This is a genomic window from Nocardioides sp. JCM 18998 (genome assembly GCF_055391535.1).
This window is the reverse complement of record NZ_AP043886.1, coordinates 2,293,823-2,311,456: the sequence shown is the minus strand read 5'-3', so window position 1 is coordinate 2,311,456 and position 17,634 is coordinate 2,293,823. Positions and strand designations below refer to the sequence as shown.

The following is a 17,634-nucleotide window of genomic DNA, read 5'->3' as shown; positions in this document are numbered from 1 at the left end:
CGCACTCCCCCGCCTATGCCCGCTCCGCCCTCACCCATCGCCGACCATCACTGATTTCTCACCTACCCTCCCTTCGCGCCTCCCTACCCCTTCCTTCCCAGCGGCACGCATGCTACGAAGGAAGCGAGCAAACCAGCCCCTGACCTGCGGTTTTATGGTTATCGGTGGTTGTTGAGGGACGTGATCCAGGTGCATGGCGGGATGAAGGTCTACCGGGGTGTGGCAGCTGCCGCGCGGCACTACGTCGAGGCCGACCGCTCCCGCGCCGATGACTACTACCTCACCGAGGGCAGCGGTCTGGCGATGCGGATCGCGGCTACACCGGACGGCCTCCAGCACCTAGGCGACATGGACGGCGACGCCTACGAGCAGTGGGTCGCCGGGACCGACCTCGAGACCAGTCAACCGAAGGGTCGACTGCGGAGCGACGGACAAGCGGTCCGGTTCGTCGAGGTCACCGTCAACGGGCCGAAGACCTGGTCCCTCGCGGCCGCGCTCCACCCCGAGATCGCCGAGGCGTACGACCACGCGCAGCTCGCTGCCGCCGAGGAGATCATCGGCTGGGTCGCCCAGCACGCCACCACCCGCATCGGGCCACGCGGGCGACAGGTGCAGATCCCGGTCGAGGAGATCGAGGCCGCTCTCGTACGCCACTTCACCTCCCGCGCCGGCGATCCCCACCGCCACCTGCACCTCCAAATCAACGCCCGCGTTCGCGCCGCCGGCGCCTGGCGGGGCATCCACACCGTCGGCGTCCGCGACAGCCTGGAAGCGATCAACGGCATCGGGCACGCCGCGGTGATGACCAACCCAGAGTTCCGGGCGGTCTTGGCCGAGCACGGCTACGACCTCGACCCCGCCACCGGCGTAGTCACCCAGCTCGTCGACTATGCCGGCGCGTTCAGCGCACGCTCACGTCAGATCGCGTCCAACATCGACCGCTACGAAGCCGCCTGGCGAGGTCACCACCCCGGCGAGGAGCCCGGTCCCGCGATCCGCCAGACCTGGGACCGCCGCGCATGGGCCGACGCCAGGCCGGACAAGATCGTCCCGGTCTCCGGGGCCGATCTACGTCAGCGGTGGATCGAAGAGCTCCTCGAGCTCGGATTCCGCATCCCCACGCCACATCGCATACGCCGTAGCGCCCCCAGCTCGGTGCCGGTCGGGTCGTTGGATCGAGACGCCCTCGCGGCACGCAGCCTGGATCGGCTCGCCGTACGCCACTCGGCGTGGAACGCCGCCGACATCCGAGGCGAGGTCGAGCAGCTCATCGCAGCCTCCGGCGTCGTCACCACCGGCGCCGTGCGACGTGAACTGGCTGAGGACCTCACCGCCCGAGCCATTGCCTCCTGTGTCCCGCTGGTGGACAGTGACGACGTTCCCGAGCACGTCCGTGCACTGAGCTCGCCCCAGGTGATCGCCGTCGAGCACGACCTCGTCGCCCGGATCCTGCGGGCCGAGCAACGCGAGAGGATCACGGTCGTCGAAGGCGCCGCCGGCGCAGGCAAGACCCGCCGACTCGCCGCCACCCGCGACAACGTCGAGGCCCGTGGTGGCCGGATGATCGTGGTCACCCCGACGCGCAAGGCCGCCCACGTCGCCCACGTCGAGATCGGCACCGACACCCGATCGGTTGCGCGTCTGCTGCACGAGCACGGGTTCCGCTGGGACGAGGAAGGGCACTGGAGCCACACCCAGCCCTCACCCGACGCTCCCCCACTCGATCGCCGCACCCTGCTCGTCATTGACGAGGCCGGCATGCTCGACCAGGACAGTGCACGCGCCCTGCTCGCACTGGCCGAGGCCGGCGGGGCCCAGGTCGCGCTGATCGGCGATCGACACCAGCTCCCGGCCGTCGGACGCGGCGGGGTCCTCGACCTCGCCGCCCGGTACGCCCCCGACCGGTGCGTCGAATACGGCGGGGTACGCCGCTTCACCGACCCCGACTACGCCGCCCTCTCCCTACGGATGCGGTCGGGGACCGCTCCTGGTGAGGTCTTCGACGACCTGATGAGACAGGGTCACGTCGTCATCCACGCCAGCGAGGTCGAACGGCAAGACGCCCTCGCGATGCTCGCCTCCCAGGGGCAGCTCGTGATCGCCGACACCCGCGACCAGGTCGCCCGTCTCAACCACGGCGCCCACCGCGTCCGCGTCATCACCGGCCGGGCCCGCGACTCCCTCACCACCGCCTCCGGTGAGCGGATCGGGGTCGGAGACACGATCGCCACCCGCCACAACGACGCTCAGGTCGATGTCGCCAATCGGGAGACCTGGACCGTGCACGGCTACACCCGAACAGGGATGATCGTGCGCGGCGAGAATGGCCGGCGCGTCCTTCCACCCGACTACGTGCGCCACCACGTCGAGCTCGCCTACGCCACCACCGCCTACGGCGCCCAAGGCTCCACCGTCGCGATCAGCCACGTCCTCATCGGCGAGCACACCAGCGCCGCGTCTGCCTACGTCGCGATGACCCGCGGCCGCGAAACTAACGTCGCCCACCTCGTCGCTGAGTCGGTCGGTGACGCGCGCCGCCAGTGGATCGAAGTCTTCGGTCGCGATCGCGCCGACCTGGGCCCCGCCCATGCTCGGAAGCTCGCCGGCGAAGCCGTCGAGAGGTACGGACCGAACGCGCCGAAGCGTCGCCCGCGGCCGACACCCACCCGACAGCGCGAGGATGACTTCGCCCGACGGCCGCCTTCTCGATCGGGCCCTGGGCTCAGTCTCTAGTCCGGCTCGGGTGGACGAGGATCGAAGCGCGTACGACGCTGCTTCCGCCGTCTGACCGGCTCGGCCGGCGGCTGCGGCAGCGGCTGCAGCACCCACGCCCGAGCGGTCGGCGCGTCGTGCACCGACAGCATCTCCGAGTACCAGGGAGCGTGCTCGGAGACATCGCGTGTGCGTCTGGCGCCGGATAGCGTCGGTTCCCAGGCCTCACGCACCTGGGGCGGCAAGTCGAGTTCCTCCCACAGGTCGATGAGCAGCGCACAGTCCATCCACCGGATCATCTGCTGAGGCCAGCCGCGTCTGATGAGCAACTCGTACGCCCGCCGCCGCTCTTCCCGGTCCCGCAGGTCCCACTTGTGCTGGCGCCCATGGCTGATCGTGTCATCGAAGTTCAGTCGAACGAAGCACTCCGGCGGCGGCACCGACCAGACCATGTTCGGCACCCAGAACGCGTGGATGCCCGTCGGATGGTGTTCCTTCCACGAGACCCGGGCTTGCAAAGTCATCTCGTAGTCCATCGCCGTGAAGATTCGGGCAGCGACCTTCAGCGTCGGGGACTTCAACCCGCGCTCGTACGCCGACAGTGTTGCCTGCGAGGTCTTCGACAACCCGGCTAACTGCACCTGCGTGAGGCCCCGCGCACGACGGGCAACCTCAAGGATCCAGTCCTGGTCCATACCGAAATATATCTCTTCGGACGTTTCCGCCGTGTTCGCTGTCACGGCCTGCACACCTCCCTCACTGAGGGAGGTGCTTGCCTCCCCGCACCCGCCCGGAGGTCTCGATGAAAACGCACAACGACACGCCCTTCCACGCTCGCCACGACGACGAGCTGCTCACTCTCGAGGAGGTTGCCGAGATCCTGAAGACGCCGATCAACACGCTGCGCTGGTGGCGCCAAGAAGGGGTGGGTCCGGCGTACTTCCACATCGGCCGGCGCCTCTACATCACCGTGGGTGACCTACGTGCCTTCATCCGCCAGCAGCGGCTCGCCGTCCAGCCCGTGCTGCCGGCCCCGCGGAAGCTGGCATGAGCCATGGTCATCCATCACGAGAACGACTCCGAGGACCCACGCCACGTCTTCCTCGACGCCCACGACGTCCTCGCCCGCTACGGCTGGGGCAAGACGAAGGGCTACCGCAACCTCAAGGACCGCACCCTGGTCCCCTCGCCGATCATGGAGCACCCGATGCGCTGGCGCCTCGACCAGCTCCTGGCGTGGGAGGACAAGCTGATCGCGGAGTCGATGAAGGCGCCGACTCCGCGGCGGGCTGACCTCGCCTCGCTGCTCCCGCCACCGAAGCAAGGTCGCCGAGCAGGCTGACTCAGCCGCGTGGAGCCAGGACACTTGGGAGCCTTAGACGCAGGTCCGACGGCGCGCCGGTACGAGGCTGCGTCCGCGCGGTGTGGCGCACCCGCGGATGGGTCTGCTGCACGATCAGGTGTCACCTATGACCTGCCCCACCAGAAAGGTTCCAGTGCGGGTGGCTAATTGACTGCCTTCACCGGAAGGCTGAACACCGTGCCCCGTGCCTACCCGCCCGAGTTCCGCGCTCGGGCCATCGCCCTGGTCCGCGCCGGCAGACCGCAGAACCAGACTGCTGCCGAACTCGACATCCATCCCGTCACGCTCTCAAAGTGGGTCAAACAGGATCGGATCGACCGTGGCGAGATCCCCGGCGTCAGCACTGCTGAGTCCGCTGAGCTCCGAGCTGCTCGCCGGCGGATTCGCGAGCTCGAGACCGAGTTGCTGATCGTGCGGCAGGCCGCGAAGTTCCTGGGCGAGGACCGCCCGCGCCCAAAAGGCTCTTCCCGGTGATCGACATGCTCGTCGCCGCCGGGGTGCCGGCCGATCGCTGCTGCCGGGTCCTCGGTGTGGCGCGGCAGAACTACTACAAAGCAAAGCGCGCACCGACGACGCCGACCCAGCTGCGCCGGCAGTGGCTGACCGGGCTGATCCGCGAGGTCCACGTTGCGTCGCGTGGCACCTACGGCTACCGCCGAGTGCACGCTGAGCTCACCCTCGGGATGGGCATCACCGTGTGTGAGCGCACCGTGTGGCTGTTGATGAACCAGGCCGGGATTTACGGCCTTCCCGGGCCGATGAGGGTCAAACGGCTACGAGGGGTGGCGACCGCCGATGACCTGGTCAACCGCAAGTTCCATCGCCTTCGTCCCAACGAGCTGTGGGTCACCGACATCACGCAACACAGGACGCGGGAAGGTTGGATCTACTGCGCCGCGGTGCTGGATGCCTACAGCCGTCGGATCGTGGGCTGGTCCATCGACTCCAAGCAGGACTCCACCCTGGTCGTCAACGCCCTCGACATGGCCATCCGCAACCGTCGCCCGAGCCGGGCGGCATCGTCCATGCCGACCACGGGACCCAGTTCACCTCATGGGTCTTCGGGGAGAAGATCCGCTCCGCGGGGCTGCTGCCGTCCTTCGGCACCGTAGGCGACGGCCTGGACAACGCCATGATTGGAAAGCTTCTGGTCCTCGATGCAGATCGAGCTGCTCAACCGGCGCCGCTGGAAGACCAGAGTCGAACTGGCGAACGCGATCTTCGAGTACATCGAGATCTTCCACAACCGTCGCCGTCGCCACTCAGCGCTCGGCTACCGCACCCCGATCGAGTTCGAACTACTCTCCCAGGACATCACCAACGCTGCAGTCGGTTAGCCACCGAATCTGGAACCCAAACGGTGGGGCAGGTCACCTATGTGTGCAGCAGATGTGTGCAGCTGACCCGTTCCTACCGGCGCCTGGGTTTTCGCGACGCTGCGTAGCACTCGGGGCAGCTACTGCCTTGGCGCGTGCGGTTCTTGACGACACTCTCCCATTGATGCCCGCGGCCGCATTGGAAGCGGCAGCGGTCGTGGCTCGACGCTGTGATGTCCGCGGGAGTACGGCCTGGGTGTGTGAGGTTCTCGAGAAACTCGGCGGCGACATCTGGGTGCAGGTCTTGGAGTGAGCGCCCGGCTAGAGGAGTCGCTCGGATCCGCCCGACGGTCCGACGTGCACAGGCGCTGCAACCACTGCCGCCAAGCGCTCGAGATGCAAAGGTCGTGTTCCATTCGTGCCCGCACGTTGAACACTTCCACCGCGCGGCGTAGTTGGATCCGGGGGAGATGTCCTTCGCCGAGCGTTCCGGGTGCCCTGGGATGTCGATTAGTTCTTCCGCGAGCTCGGGATGGAGCACCTCGATGCTGTTCTCGAACGTGACCTTGCTCCGAGCGGCCGCGGCACCTGCATGCGCACACGTTGGGCAACCTCGTCCGCGAGTCCGTGAAGCGACCGATGCTTCGTACCGTTGTCCGCATGTTTCGCAGTGCCACAGACATTTCAGGTTGCTGGCGGGGCGCAGGTCTTGGGCGTTTCGCTCGGGTTGGGAAACACATTTGACGAATTCCTGCGCAATTCCTGGTTGGAGGTCGAGAAGGGAGGTACCCGGCTTTGGGAAGGATCGGGCACGGGACTGCGCTGCCGTGACCGCTTTCGCGCAGGACGGGCAGTTGGTTCCGCCGCCAGCGCGCGACGCAACGCTCGTGGTCCACCGAACGCCGCACCTTCCACACACCCATCGGCACGAGTCTTTCGCTGATGGCGGCAACCAGGCAGGGCTGACGCCGGGGCGAGTGAGGTTTTCTTGGAACTCATGTTCAAGGTGCGGCGCAACGTCAGTGGCTGATCGAGCGGGGCGACCCGAGATGGTCTCGCGCCATCTTGTCGCGGCAGCTGCCAGCGCAAGTCCTCGTTCGGCGAGGGTCAGCCCGGCCCACGTCGAGCCCGTCCGTTCGCATGCCGTGCGGATGGCGCATGCCCACTCGTAGGCGTCGGCGCAGTTGTCTCGCACGCTCATCACCGTGGCGTCCACGAGGCGCGGGAGGGATTCGGGCCGCACTCTGACGTACTCGAGCTCATGAAGCGCGGTCGCTTTGCGCTGATCGCGGTGGTGGTCCTTATGCCACCGCTCTGGATCCAGGTCAATGAGCAGACCCGTGCGGGGGATGGCGAGATCGATGCGCCAAGTTCGTCCACCTGCCTTGACTGGCCGGTCGAGTTCGATGTGTTCCTTGGTGGCCAAGCGCAACATTTCAGCGACTTCGAACTCGAGTCGTGACTGGCCGCGGCCGGAGCACCGAGCGCAGCCAGTGCCGGCAACTCGCGAGGCGGGCGTAGTGGTCCATTCGTGGCCGCGGGCGCATCGCCAACGGCACATGGCGTTCGAGCCCGGCCAGATCTCGTCGCTCTTGCGGCTGGGGATGTCGAGATTTTCGACGAACTGGGCGGCGACATCCGGGTGGAGGTGGAGCAAGGAGGCTTCATAAGGAGCAGTGCTCCGGCGGTCGCCAGCTTTGCGGGAGCTACAGATGGGGCAGCCACTGCGCTTGGTGATGCGGTTGACCACCGTGGCTTGCCATGTGTGATTGCATATCGAGCACGACCAGACGCAGCGATCAATCGAGTTCGGCTTGAGATCCTCGAGTCCGAGTCCAGGATTCGTCAGGTTCTCTCGCAGCTCATCGATCGGGAACCAAGCGCGACCTGCCGCGGTCCCAGTTGCCTCGGTAGGTGTGCGTCTCGCGTTCGCGCGACTGCGATTCGCGCACGCGACACATCCACGTCCGCTGGTCCGATTCGCGACTGTCGCCTCCCACTCAGCCGAGCAATTGGCGCATCGCCAGCGGCATCGCTGCTGGGAAGAGGCGCGCAGCTCATTGGGAGACATATGGGTTCGATCCAGGTTAGTGACGAACTCAGCAGCGACCTGCGGAAAGAGGTCAGCCACGCTCCGTCCAGGCGGGGCCTGGGCGCGCGTGTTCCCGCGCCGCGCCCGCGCGCACTGAGGACATCCGCTGCCCTTGGAGCGGGCCGCTGGTGTCGCTTGCCAGTGCTCAGCGCACACCGCGCATCGCCACTCGACTCGGAGACTGCTTCCGGCTCCGAGCTCCGACAACGTGACACCCGGACGATCGACAATGAAGAGCGCCTCATCGAAGGCGCTCGGATTGACATCACGCAGAAGCGAGCGAGGAGTCGGCCCGGACATGGATCAAGTCTTGCGTGTTCGGCGACCGTAGAAGCCCAAATCGGACACCTCGATGTAAGAACGGAGAGCTTGTCCGGCACGCACCTGGCGGTAGTCCCGAGCCGACACCGCACCTCGCATCGAGGTCGGCCGGCTGCACCCGGATGTCGTGGCGCGACGCCACCCAGACTGTGCACGGTGGAATGGCCCACGCCGCGCACACGCCATCGGCTCAGAGAGCACCTCACACTGGGAAGGCCTTGGGACGCTAGTCATATTGATCGGACCGAGGTCCTGTCCGCACTCCGGATCGATGGGGGCGGAGATTGTTGTGCGTCCGGCTGACATCAACACCGGCTTCGGAGAAGTGGCTCACCAATTCCCGGGTGCGCAACCGGAATCTGCCATAGGTTCTCGCCATGGCAACAAGCATCGAGTCCCAGTTCTTTGCCGATATCGATGCCAACGATCGGCTGGGCATTGACAGCGAGGCGGCACTTTGGGCATGGATTGACGGGGGCGCAACGGTCGGCCTAGCGATCGATGAGTGGAAGTTGGTGGGTGGGTCGGGGACCTACTTCCGCGGCCAGGCGTCCGCGGCATACGGCCTCACGTCCAAGCTGTACCGGGACTTGCGGATGGGTGCCGACGCGGCCGGTATCGCCGAGGCGTCGGAGTCCGATCTCGCGCAGGTAGAGAGATCTTTGATCGAGAGCATGCGCCACGAGGGTCTCGGGCGACGAATGTCGGATGGCGAGCTTCTAATGGTGATGCAGCATCACGGCATCGCAACCCGACTCATGGACGTCTCCGCGACTCCGAAGGAGGCGCTTTTCTTCGCGTGCGACCAGCATGCCGAACAAGACGGACGCTTCTTCGTCTTCAATCTGCGAGGCGACGACGGAGTCGACTACGACTCTATGGAGCTTGCGGGATTGGACGACTTGCCTTGGGAGGGTGCGGCGAAGGGCCAGCGATACGCAGACGGCGCCTGGACTACTCGTGTCGCAGTGGTGGAGGACGGGGCGCTCGATCCGAGAATGCGCGCACAAAATGGGCAATTCCTGACTGGAGGGTTGGCGCGGAAGTACGCCGGAGCCCAGCGACGGCTGCGGGGCGGGACAGAGGTGTCCAAAGAAGACCACGCCCGGGTGTGCTCTCTACACATCAACTTTCCGAAGTCACGCACGCGCAGGATCCCCGCGGGCTTCGACGCATCCGGTTGGTCGGTGCGCGTAGACGCCGCGTGGAAGGCGGGTCTGATGAGGCGCCTGCGGGCCGAGCCCGACCCGATAACCCGAGACACCATGTATCCGCCGGTTAATGAAGTGATGCGTCTTGCCCGTCGAATAGTCGACCAGAGGTTCTCGGTCTAGCGAGGCGCGATTGGGCCTCGGGGAGCGCTTACCTGAGCTCTGTTGAACGATCTGGCGGGCGTCTTAACCCGAATTCTTCGTGTCGAGATGAGGCAGTACCGGGCGTAAACGATTCGCGAGTACCCAGGACCGGGTGGCGCCGTAGGCAGCTCTGGTGGCGCCTCGACCAGAGAGAGTCAGTCCAGCTCAGATCGAACAGTCGTTTTCATATGCACGCACCGATGTCGATGAACCGAGATGCGACTAGCCTAACTCTGCCGTCGTCGTCGACGATGCGCGGCCGGTAGGTAGGGGAACCCTTCTGGACTACGCCACCAGAAGGCACAGTCAACGTGGAAGTGTGCCGACACTGCCTCCCCAGCAGACCGAGCGGTACGCATTCGATGGTTCCGCCGTGGCAAGGACTGCGGCCGCCATCGCCATCAGGTCGCCATCAGGTCGCGATCATCGCCCGCTCGCGACCCAGGTCCGCGTCGTCGGTCATGCAGAGATCCTAGGCTCGGTGATACCCACTTCGATCAGGCAATGCCGCCCGCCTGGGACGCCGTGACGCGACGAGGCGACGCGCCGGGGTCGCAGAAGCTGAACTGATCCGGGACGGCGCGGCCCGTGGAGATCGAGTTCTATGAATCATTCGGAGATCCCGACCCGAAGCGCACCGCTCTCACGCGCGAGCAGGCGCTCGCGTTCAGTGAAAACTGGTCCGCGAGCGACGTCACTCATCCACCATCAGCTTGATCGCTTGAACATCACGGCCCTCTACCTCACCCAGCGAGTCGTACATCGCGTGCCTTCTGCAGCAACTCGCGATGCCTGTGATGTGGATTTGCCCGAGATACGGCAAGTTCCACCGAGAATCGGCACCTTCGGGTTCTGGGTCGTTAACGACTGAGCTGTCAACGTTTCGAGCACGCCGAGGCCGCGTCGAGCCGGGGCTAGCCCGAACTCTGCTCAGGCTGTTACATGGCGCTGTCCGGGACCGGAATATGCGGCATTGCGGCTAACGACCGGGCTGCTGGGTCGCCCGCCGGTCGAGGAGTCGTCGCCAGGTACGATCACGACGAAAAGACACAGCGCGAGGAACCCCCAGAGACATCGCAATTGCTGCCCCACCGCCCGAGCGTCGCGGCTACCAATGACCATCGCATCCAACCGCGCCGCGAAGTTGCACATGGTTAAGTCTAGGTGTGTCGTTCTCTTGAGGTTCGATGAAGTTGGCGATAATGAAGTATGAGCGCATGGGTTAGTGCTGTCTTCGCGGGGCTCGCGGTCGTTGTGGCCATATGGACTTGGTACGCGCAGCGACGAGAAAGGACGGCTGCAGAACGACGGGCCCGGGTGACTGTGTCCTTTCATTGGCTGCCAGTACGCGCCAAGGTCCAAGTGAGAGACGGGCGGACTCTCGAGGCTGGCTACCACATCGTGCTGGTTAACCGCGGGCCAGCGCCAGCTCGCGACGTTAACCTCAGGTTGTCAAACTCGGCCGGGCAGGAACTCGAGCTACTTGACGTCGCTCCCGATGAGATGCCTTTGGCAGTGCTAGATGTCGATGGCCGGTATCCCATTCCGTGGCTGTACGAGCCTTTCAGTCGGCACTCACGCCGGTTTGTCGCCACATTGTCTTGGACCGACTCCGAAGGGCGTCACGAGCGAATGGTGCCGCTCAGGCGAGGGCAGGTGCCGAGCTGAACCCTCGCGGCTTGAGGCATTTTGATTATTCGAGGCCAAGCGGCATAGCTCGCCCCCAAGCCGCATAGAGCCGGTCAACGACTGTCTCAAGCTCAGTTCCCCGAACGCTACTGGCCAACGCAACCGGTCGAGACTCGATGAGCTGGAAGATAATTATCGACTCCGGCTGAGAAAATAACCAGTAAGCTGCCTGCTGGGCCCACTCGGTTCGACTGCCGAAGCGATCGTAGATGTCCTGAAGTTTGGCAACGTGGCGATCCACGAAGTCTGCCAGACCCACGGTGTAGTCATCCGGTTCTTGTGTATCCGCGATTGCCGACCGAATCGCTCCGATCACCTCGAGAGACAACGCGTCGCTTCCGGGTTCCCCTACGAATCGCAAGTACTGTGGCTCGGCCACCTGGAGGTAGCGGGCGTTGACATAGGCGGGATCAGCAGCCAGCTCGTTCATCGCCGTTCCCACCTCCTCGTCAAACATCTCAGCTAGCACTGACAGTCTCAGGATCCGCCGTCTGGTCTGCTTGGCTGGGGTGACAGCCCCCTTGTAGTCGAGCTTGTGGGACACCGCTGCCCACAGGTCCTGGCTCTTCGTGCGCAGCTGGAGCTCAGCCTCGATAGGTGTTCCGTCAGTCATCGACACCCCTGGAACGGTTACCTGAGCATGTATGCCCGGGTAGTGGAGCCTGTCTTCAGGTGCCAGTTCAGACTTGTCGACGATGTCCCGCGCGGCGAGGATCGCCGTTGTATCGCCGGCAAGGGCATCGCGAATTCTTCGTACATCTTGCAAATTACCAACAACGACGCGCGCGCCGACTTTGTCTGTAATTTCCTCCCATGGCCGCGTGTACTTGTTTAAGTAGATCTTCTTGACGAAGCTGCCGATCCCCTTCTCGCGCGCCTCAACGGCGGCCGTCACATGAAGGGTGCGGCACAAATCCTCAAGGTACTCACGGAGAGATGTCGCGGCATCTCTGAAGTTCTGATGCTCGTCGATGAAGCGCTGCCGAGCCTCATCTGGAGTCACTCCGAAATCTCCGCGTCTTTTGGCCCACTCGCGCCGCTAATTGAGGATATTTTATCGGTGATGACGATCTGCGAAGCATTGCCCTCTTTAGCGCTTTGAATAGCTACCGAGCCGTCTTCGTACATTGGCGGAGGCACGAGAACGGTTGCGCCGCGGCCGGTTTGAAACTTGACCCGTCTGATACTGCTGGTAACGAGATGAGTGTCCTTCGTGAATCCCCTTGCTGGAAGACCTGCGGCCTGGATCTTGCTTATGTACTCGTCGCGATGCTCGACTTTGAGGTGACGTTGAGCGAACTGTTCCGGCGAGATCCGGGGCGAGCGGTTCTGCATCTCCGACAGAAGGGCAATCTCGTATTCGGCCGTTGTCTCTGGATCGCCCTTCGTTGACCGCGAAATGAAGCTCTGGGTGATTTTGAAAAATTTCTCCGTTTGTACGTCCGAGCGTTGCGTAAACTGACAGCCCAGGAACTCGACGAAATAGTCCGCGACCCCACCGCCGCCTTGCTGAACGTCCACCACATAGCCGCGGAGCGGTGCGTGGTCAGTGGCGCCACTCGCCGCGAAGATGCCTACCTTGAAGACCTTGGTGCCTTGGCCGAGGATGAGATCCTTCAAATATTCTGCCTTGTAGGTGCGCTTGCCGTCCACGGTTGTCGCCTGGACTCGCATTCCTTCCTCGTGCTCCATCTTAGCCACGATCAGGCATGCCTCCTTGTCCAGTGCACCTCGAAGCACCATCACGAGGCCAACCGAACTCATCCATTTCTGCTTCCGATGCAGGCTGCGGGCGAGCTCAGCGGAGTCGGCCACGATATCGCCAACGTTGGCCAAGAGACCGCGTATCAACTTCGGGGATGTAGATCCTTCCTCCTCGTCTTCGATAACCGGACGGGCCATTCCCCCAAGGGTCTCGCGCAGGCGCAACTCAATGAAGCCTCGGTCTAGCGTCCCGAGCGCGATTGGCGCTTCGCTGTAGTCGATCCCGTCAGGGCCAGACTCATCTCTCCGCCCGCTGGGCACCCGGTGAAGGATGACCTCCGAAATGGTCAGAGTGCCAAAGTCAGGCATCGTGATTCCTCCGCGAACGTTTGGAGCCCCCCAATAGGCCTCCCGATACGATTAGGCTAGATGCACGCCTACGCAACGGGGACCGAAACAGCAATAGCGGATCGCCTCGTTGGCCGTTGACCCTGAACGTATGGGCGCGGTCGCAGCGAAGGCAGCATGCCTTGGTGGTCCAATCAGCGGGGACGGGGCTCGCTTCCGGTCGCTTGCTGCACCGACAGCCGAATTGCGTCAGCAGTCGGATGCCTCTCGTGTGGGCGCAAGACTCGTTCCAGGTATGTAGACGGGTCGCCTTGACGTTAACCCGGCGCCGACAACCGCTGGGATGAGCGACGTCGTTGTCGGCAAAACAGGAGATTGGTGACCCAACAAGGGCCCTGGCCACCGACCCCAAGGCCACTCACCCTCGCCGCCAGGTCGCAGAGCGGCAGGCGACCTCATAGATCGCCTCGATCTCGCGGTCGGTCAGGCGCGGCGGGAGCTTCGCGACGTAGTGGCTGATCCGGCGGCGCTGAACGATGACGACACCACCGTCTTCGGGCTGCTTCTTGATCGTCCAACCCTTCTGGGCGCCCATCACGGCGATCACGCCGAGCGCGGTCACCGGGAAGCCGACCTGCTCGGTCAACAGGCGGCCCGCACGCTTGGCCTCGTGGCGGCTGTTGCGGACGTACGGCACTCGCTGACCGTTGACCATGAAGGTGTCACCACCGACCCAGATGCTGGCGTCGGGGTGGTTCTTGGCGTTCACCGTCAGCACGCCGCCCGGGCCGACCAGGACGTGGTCGATGTCCGAGCCACGGTTGCCGACCTCGATGGAGTGGATGACCCGCCACTCCGGACCGAGCTTCGCAAGCTGAACAGCGACTGCCTCCTCCCCGTCGGCACCGATCCGCCACGCGCGCTCGTCTGTCTTCGCATCGACTAGGCGGTTGAAGAAGTGCCTGAGTTTTCCGGTCCCCTCTCGCGCGAGCAGTGCCTGCTCCCGCAGCGAGACGCCGGCCTGATGCGCGCCGAGGTCTTCCCACTCCTGTGCAGCCGGCTCGACCGGACGCTCCTCGGCGTCGAGAGGAGCAGCAAGCACACCGTCCGCGGGCGATTCGACCGGATAAGCGATCGCCAGCGCGGGCACCTCTACCGACTGCGTCTCCGCGAGGTGGTCGCCGATCGCCTTCTCTAGCAGCGGCAGATTCGTCAGGTCGTCGGAGTGATAGCGCCCGGTCTTGAGATCCAGGTATCCGAGCGCCGTCCCGCCGGGCGTCTCGGCGTACAGGCGCGCGTGCCCGTACCGCGCCCAGCGGCGCACTACCCACTCCGTCACGACGTCCTCCCTCCCCTTCGCTCAGGGTGCCAGCGCGGGCCATCGCCAGCAGCGGATTCGCCGAAGCTGTGCCACATCCGTATCCCAGGGCATATGTCAGCCCGCCCTCCGCACTCTCCTGGCGTGGCCGAGGCGCTCACCACCGATGCCCGCGGCCACGGCGGATGCCGGCATGCCCGCCGCAACGAGACCGGTCGAGCAACCTCGATAGGCCGACGGGATCTTCCGCTAGATGTGATGTCCAGGCACGTTGGTCGAGATCCTGCGACGACAAGATCTGATCTGTAGATAGGTGAAGGCCTCCCGGTGTGGAGTGGAGCTGTCTAAGGAACCGCTCCGCCACCGAGGAGGCCTTCGTGTCCCACGCTACCCATGCCAACGCCGCGCTGACGCCCCGAGCCCGGCTGAAACTCGCCCGCTTGATCGTCGACCAGGGCTGGTCGCCAGCTCGAGCCGCCGAGCGTTACGACGTCGCTTGGAAGACCGCGAACAAGTGGGCCCAGCGCTACCGCCAAGAGGGCGCGGCCGGCATGCTCGACCGCTCCTCGGCGCCGCACCATCAACCGAACCGCACCCCGGCACCGGTGGTCCGCAAGATCGTGCACCTGCGGTGGAAGCAACGCCTGGGCCCAGTCGAGATCGCCGACCGTCTGGGCATGGCCTCCTCGTCCGTGCACGCCGTGCTCACCCGCTGCCGGCTCAACCGACTCAGCCACATCGACCGCGCTACCGGCGAGCCGATCCGCCGCTACGAACACGCTCGTGCTGGTGACTTGATCCATGTCGATGTGAAGAAGCTCGGCAAGGTCCCCGACGGCGGCGGCTGGCGCTACGTCGGGCGACAGCAGGGCGACAAGAAACAGGGCTGCGACATCTGCTAGGACCGGTGCACCGAAGAGCAAGTACCGCCAGCCCCTGGTCGGCACCTGCTACCTACACACGGTCATCGATGATCACTCCCGGGTGGCCTACGTCGAGGCCCACGAGGACGAGACCAGCCAGACCGCTGCCGCGGTCCTGCGCAACGCGGTGGCCTGGTTCGCCGAGCGTGGCGTCACCGTGCGTCGCGTGATCAGCGACAACGGGGGCACGTACCGCTCTTTCCTGTGGCGTGACACATGCACCGAGCTCGGCGTCACGCCGAAGCGGACCAGGCCCTATCGGCCGCAGACCAACGGCAAGATCGAGCGGTTCCATCGCACGCTGGCCGAGGGCTGGGCGTTCAAGAAGTTCTACAACTCCGAATCTGCCCGACTAGCTGCTCTGCCAGCATGGATCCACGAGTACAACCATCACCGGCCCCACTCAGCAATCGGGAAAGCCGCACCCATCACCAGATTGGACAACCTGGCTGGGCATCACATCTAGAGGTCGATTGCGAGCGCGGGCACGCCCGAAGTTGAGTAGATCAACTCGGTGACGATCCGATTACTCAACAAGCCCCGGCGCGCCTCCGACTGGGCCCAGGCCTCCTGCAACATTGCTTCAGCGGGTTCCAGCAGGACGGCTCCAACGAGCACCTGCCAACGCGGACGATGCGGGGTATCATGAACCTACGCCTCGCCCACCCCGGCGCCCTCCTCGAAGAGGAGTTGCAGCGCCACCTCGGAGACTCAGCTAGAACCCGCCGAGTGATACGAAAAGTGATACGAACTGCCCGAAATCGGGCGGTTTTTGGCGATACGCCGCGAAACGGCGTGAACCTCAAAAGTGGCTCTGACCTGCACAAACGTCAACGACCATTGACGGTAGTTGAATGATCAATCTTCTTGGCACCAGTGACAGGCGGCATCCCGGCCGACAGCAGGATCGGGATGCCGCGGCGATGACCCGTCCCTGCTCACGTGCGTCCGGGCGAGCTCTCCCCGCCTCGTGTCAGGCGCGGCGGAAGGCCGCGCCTTGCCTGCCGACAGGCTCGCCGTTGACGGTCTGCCGATCGCCCGTTCCAGGGGAGGAGTGGTCTCGGGTGGACCGGCAGGCTGGGGTCATGTCTTCGACAGAGCTTCCGGGCAGGTTGGCGCAGGTCTCGATGGATGGCGAGCTGCCGTCCAGAGCGGATCTGGGTGTCGTCTTCGATGAGCTCGACTACCAGATGGCCTGCCAGGTCTACCTGTGGGCGTTGCCGCTGGTCTCGTACGCGCAGTGGAAGACGCAGCACTACGACGTGTTCGGCGCGACCAGCTCCGACCTCGTCCACTACGTCAGCTACCGCGACCGGCTCGGCCTCATCACCGCCAACGCGACCACGCCGTACATCCTCAACTTCTTCGACCTTTCCGAGACCGGGCCACTGGTCGTCGAGCTGCCACCGGGGCCGACGGCCGGCGGGATGTCCGACTTCTGGCAGCGCGAGTTCGCGGTCCTCGGCGAGATGGGGCCAGACGCCGGCCACGGCGGCAAGCATGTCGTCGTACCGCCCGGTCACGACGCACCCGAGGTGGGCGACGGCTACTACCTCCAGTACGCCACTGGCATGAACATCATGTTCGGCTTCCGTACCTTGGACCCCGACCCGACCCGTTCTCAGGCGCTGGTGGATGGGGTCCGGATCTACCCCTACGCCGACCGCGACGACCCCAAGCCCACGCGAGTCGTCTCTCCGGACGGACGGCGGTGGACCGGTGACCAGCCCGGTGGGCTCGACTACTGGGTGCGGCTACACGACATCTACCAGAGCGAGATCGTCGACGAGCGCGACCGGTTCTACCTCGCGATGCTCAAGCAGCTCGGCATCGAGAAGGACAAGCCGTTCGAACCGGACGATCGGCTGAGCGCCATCCTCATCCAGGCGAGTGCGGCAGGTGAGCTGATGGCCCAGGCCAACACGTTCGCCAAGCGGTTCGAGGGCTCCCGGTACTGGCCGGACCGAGCCTGGGACACCGCGATCGTCCTGGACAACCCCGCCCAACGCGGAGAGCATCACGACGAGCTCCTCGAGCGGGCGTCGTGGTTCTACGAAGCCGTCAGCTTCTCCGAGGCGATGAAGAGCCAGACCCCCGGAGCCGGACAGGCCTACCTCGGGTCGTACGCCGATGCGACGGGCGCATGGCTCGACGGCGCACAGTCCTACACGCTGCACGTCCCCGCCGACCCGCCCGCCAAGCTCTTCTGGTCAGCCACGGTCTACGACGTAGCGACCCGGTGCCTCATCGACAACCAGCAGCAGCGGGGAGACCGCGGCTCCCGAGACACCGACGTCATCCGCAACGACGACGGCTCCGTCGACCTCTACTTCGGGCCGACGGAGCCGGAGAACGGCCAGTCGAACTGGGTCCAGACCATCCCCGGACGCCACTGGTTCTCCTACTTCCGCCTCTACGGTCCCCTCGAGTCGTACTTCGACCGGACCTGGAAGCTCGGGGACATCACCGCAACCTGAATTCGCTCCCGGCGGC

10 protein-coding genes and 4 pseudogenes are annotated in these 17,634 nt (G+C 64.9%); 8 read left to right on the top strand and 6 right to left on the bottom strand.

The genetic code is table 11. The features are described from left to right. The first annotated feature begins 180 nt into the window (after positions 1-180). On the top strand, positions 181-2,733 hold the full coding sequence (mobF, locus tag ACZ5L9_RS10765; protein ID WP_464527492.1) for a MobF family relaxase: 2,553 nt from the start codon (positions 181-183) through the stop codon (positions 2,731-2,733). Here mobF and ACZ5L9_RS10760 read toward each other — a convergent pair. Beyond that, positions 2,730-3,452 carry a helix-turn-helix domain-containing protein gene (locus ACZ5L9_RS10760; RefSeq protein ID WP_464527490.1) on the bottom strand — a complete coding sequence of 241 codons (723 nt, stop codon included), beginning with the start codon at positions 3,450-3,452 and terminating at the stop codon, positions 2,730-2,732. The genes mobF and ACZ5L9_RS10760 overlap by 4 nt on opposite strands. Positions 3,453-3,514: 62 nt before the next feature. Here ACZ5L9_RS10760 and ACZ5L9_RS10755 point away from each other — a divergent pair, with 62 nt between their 5' ends. From ACZ5L9_RS10755 to ACZ5L9_RS10745, 3 genes and pseudogenes are all read left to right on the top strand, one after another. After that, on the top strand, positions 3,515-3,763 hold the full coding sequence (locus ACZ5L9_RS10755) for a helix-turn-helix domain-containing protein (protein ID WP_464527488.1): 249 nt from the start codon (positions 3,515-3,517) through the stop codon (positions 3,761-3,763). A gap of 3 nt (positions 3,764-3,766) precedes the next feature. Next, on the top strand, positions 3,767-4,054 hold the full coding sequence (locus ACZ5L9_RS10750; RefSeq protein ID WP_464527486.1) for a hypothetical protein: 288 nt from the start codon (positions 3,767-3,769) through the stop codon (positions 4,052-4,054). A gap of 198 nt (positions 4,055-4,252) precedes the next feature. Further along, positions 4,253-5,412, top strand: a pseudogene (locus tag ACZ5L9_RS10745) (IS3 family transposase). A 73-nt stretch (positions 5,413-5,485) separates the two neighbouring features. Here ACZ5L9_RS10745 and ACZ5L9_RS10740 read toward each other — a convergent pair. Then, a pseudogene (locus ACZ5L9_RS10740) lies at positions 5,486-6,376 on the bottom strand (zinc-ribbon domain-containing protein); the annotation flags it as partial. Positions 6,377-6,652: 276 nt separating this feature from the next. Here ACZ5L9_RS10740 and ACZ5L9_RS10735 point away from each other — a divergent pair. Beyond that, the gene (locus ACZ5L9_RS10735) at positions 6,653-6,853 is read left to right on the top strand and encodes a hypothetical protein (RefSeq protein ID WP_464536934.1); all 201 of its coding nucleotides are present in this window, start codon (positions 6,653-6,655) and stop codon (positions 6,851-6,853) included. 18 nt (positions 6,854-6,871) lie between these two features. Here ACZ5L9_RS10735 and ACZ5L9_RS10730 read toward each other — a convergent pair. Beyond that, a pseudogene (locus tag ACZ5L9_RS10730) lies at positions 6,872-7,783 on the bottom strand (zinc-ribbon domain-containing protein); the annotation flags it as partial. Positions 7,784-8,181: 398 nt separating this feature from the next. On the opposite strand from ACZ5L9_RS10730, the gene ACZ5L9_RS10725 reads away from it, so the two are divergent. Then, entirely contained in the window at positions 8,182-9,138 is a 957-nt protein-coding gene (locus tag ACZ5L9_RS10725) for an FRG domain-containing protein (protein ID WP_464527485.1), read from the top strand. 1,714 nt (positions 9,139-10,852) lie between these two features. Here the strand turns inward: ACZ5L9_RS10725 and ACZ5L9_RS10720 are convergent. From ACZ5L9_RS10720 to ACZ5L9_RS10710, 3 genes are all read right to left on the bottom strand, one after another. Beyond that, positions 10,853-11,851, bottom strand: a complete 999-nt coding sequence (locus ACZ5L9_RS10720; protein WP_464527483.1) for a hypothetical protein — start codon at positions 11,849-11,851, stop codon at positions 10,853-10,855. Beyond that, positions 11,848-12,921: a nucleoid-associated protein gene (locus ACZ5L9_RS10715; RefSeq protein ID WP_464527482.1), complete on the bottom strand. Its 1,074-nt coding sequence runs from the start codon at positions 12,919-12,921 to the stop codon at positions 11,848-11,850. Before ACZ5L9_RS10715 ends, ACZ5L9_RS10720 begins: the two co-directional genes overlap by 4 nt. A gap of 397 nt (positions 12,922-13,318) precedes the next feature. Next, positions 13,319-14,239, bottom strand: a complete 921-nt coding sequence (locus ACZ5L9_RS10710) for a nuclease-related domain-containing protein (RefSeq protein WP_464527480.1) — start codon at positions 14,237-14,239, stop codon at positions 13,319-13,321. 356 nt (positions 14,240-14,595) lie between these two features. Here ACZ5L9_RS10710 and ACZ5L9_RS10705 point away from each other — a divergent pair. Both ACZ5L9_RS10705 and ACZ5L9_RS10700 read left to right on the top strand, forming a co-directional pair. Continuing rightward, positions 14,596-15,607, top strand: a pseudogene (locus ACZ5L9_RS10705) (IS481 family transposase). Between the two features lie 619 nt (positions 15,608-16,226). Continuing rightward, positions 16,227-17,618 (top strand): DUF1254 domain-containing protein, encoded by a 1,392-nt coding sequence (locus ACZ5L9_RS10700; RefSeq protein WP_464527478.1) that lies wholly within the window; start codon positions 16,227-16,229, stop codon positions 17,616-17,618. Positions 17,619-17,634 lie beyond the last annotated feature (16 nt).

Bases quoted from the DNA above. Each gene is read 5' to 3' on its own strand.
- ACZ5L9_RS10715 (WP_464527482.1), bottom strand. From the start codon at position 12,921: ATGCCTGACTTTGGCACTCTGACCATTTCGGAGGTCATCCTTCACCGG.
- ACZ5L9_RS10735 (WP_464536934.1), top strand. From the start codon at position 6,653: ATGAAGCGCGGTCGCTTTGCGCTGATCGCGGTGGTGGTCCTTATGCCA.
- ACZ5L9_RS10750 (WP_464527486.1), top strand. From the start codon at position 3,767: ATGGTCATCCATCACGAGAACGACTCCGAGGACCCACGCCACGTCTTC.
- ACZ5L9_RS10725 (WP_464527485.1), top strand. From the start codon at position 8,182: ATGGCAACAAGCATCGAGTCCCAGTTCTTTGCCGATATCGATGCCAAC.
- ACZ5L9_RS10755 (WP_464527488.1), top strand. From the start codon at position 3,515: ATGAAAACGCACAACGACACGCCCTTCCACGCTCGCCACGACGACGAG.
- ACZ5L9_RS10700 (WP_464527478.1), top strand. From the start codon at position 16,227: ATGTCTTCGACAGAGCTTCCGGGCAGGTTGGCGCAGGTCTCGATGGAT.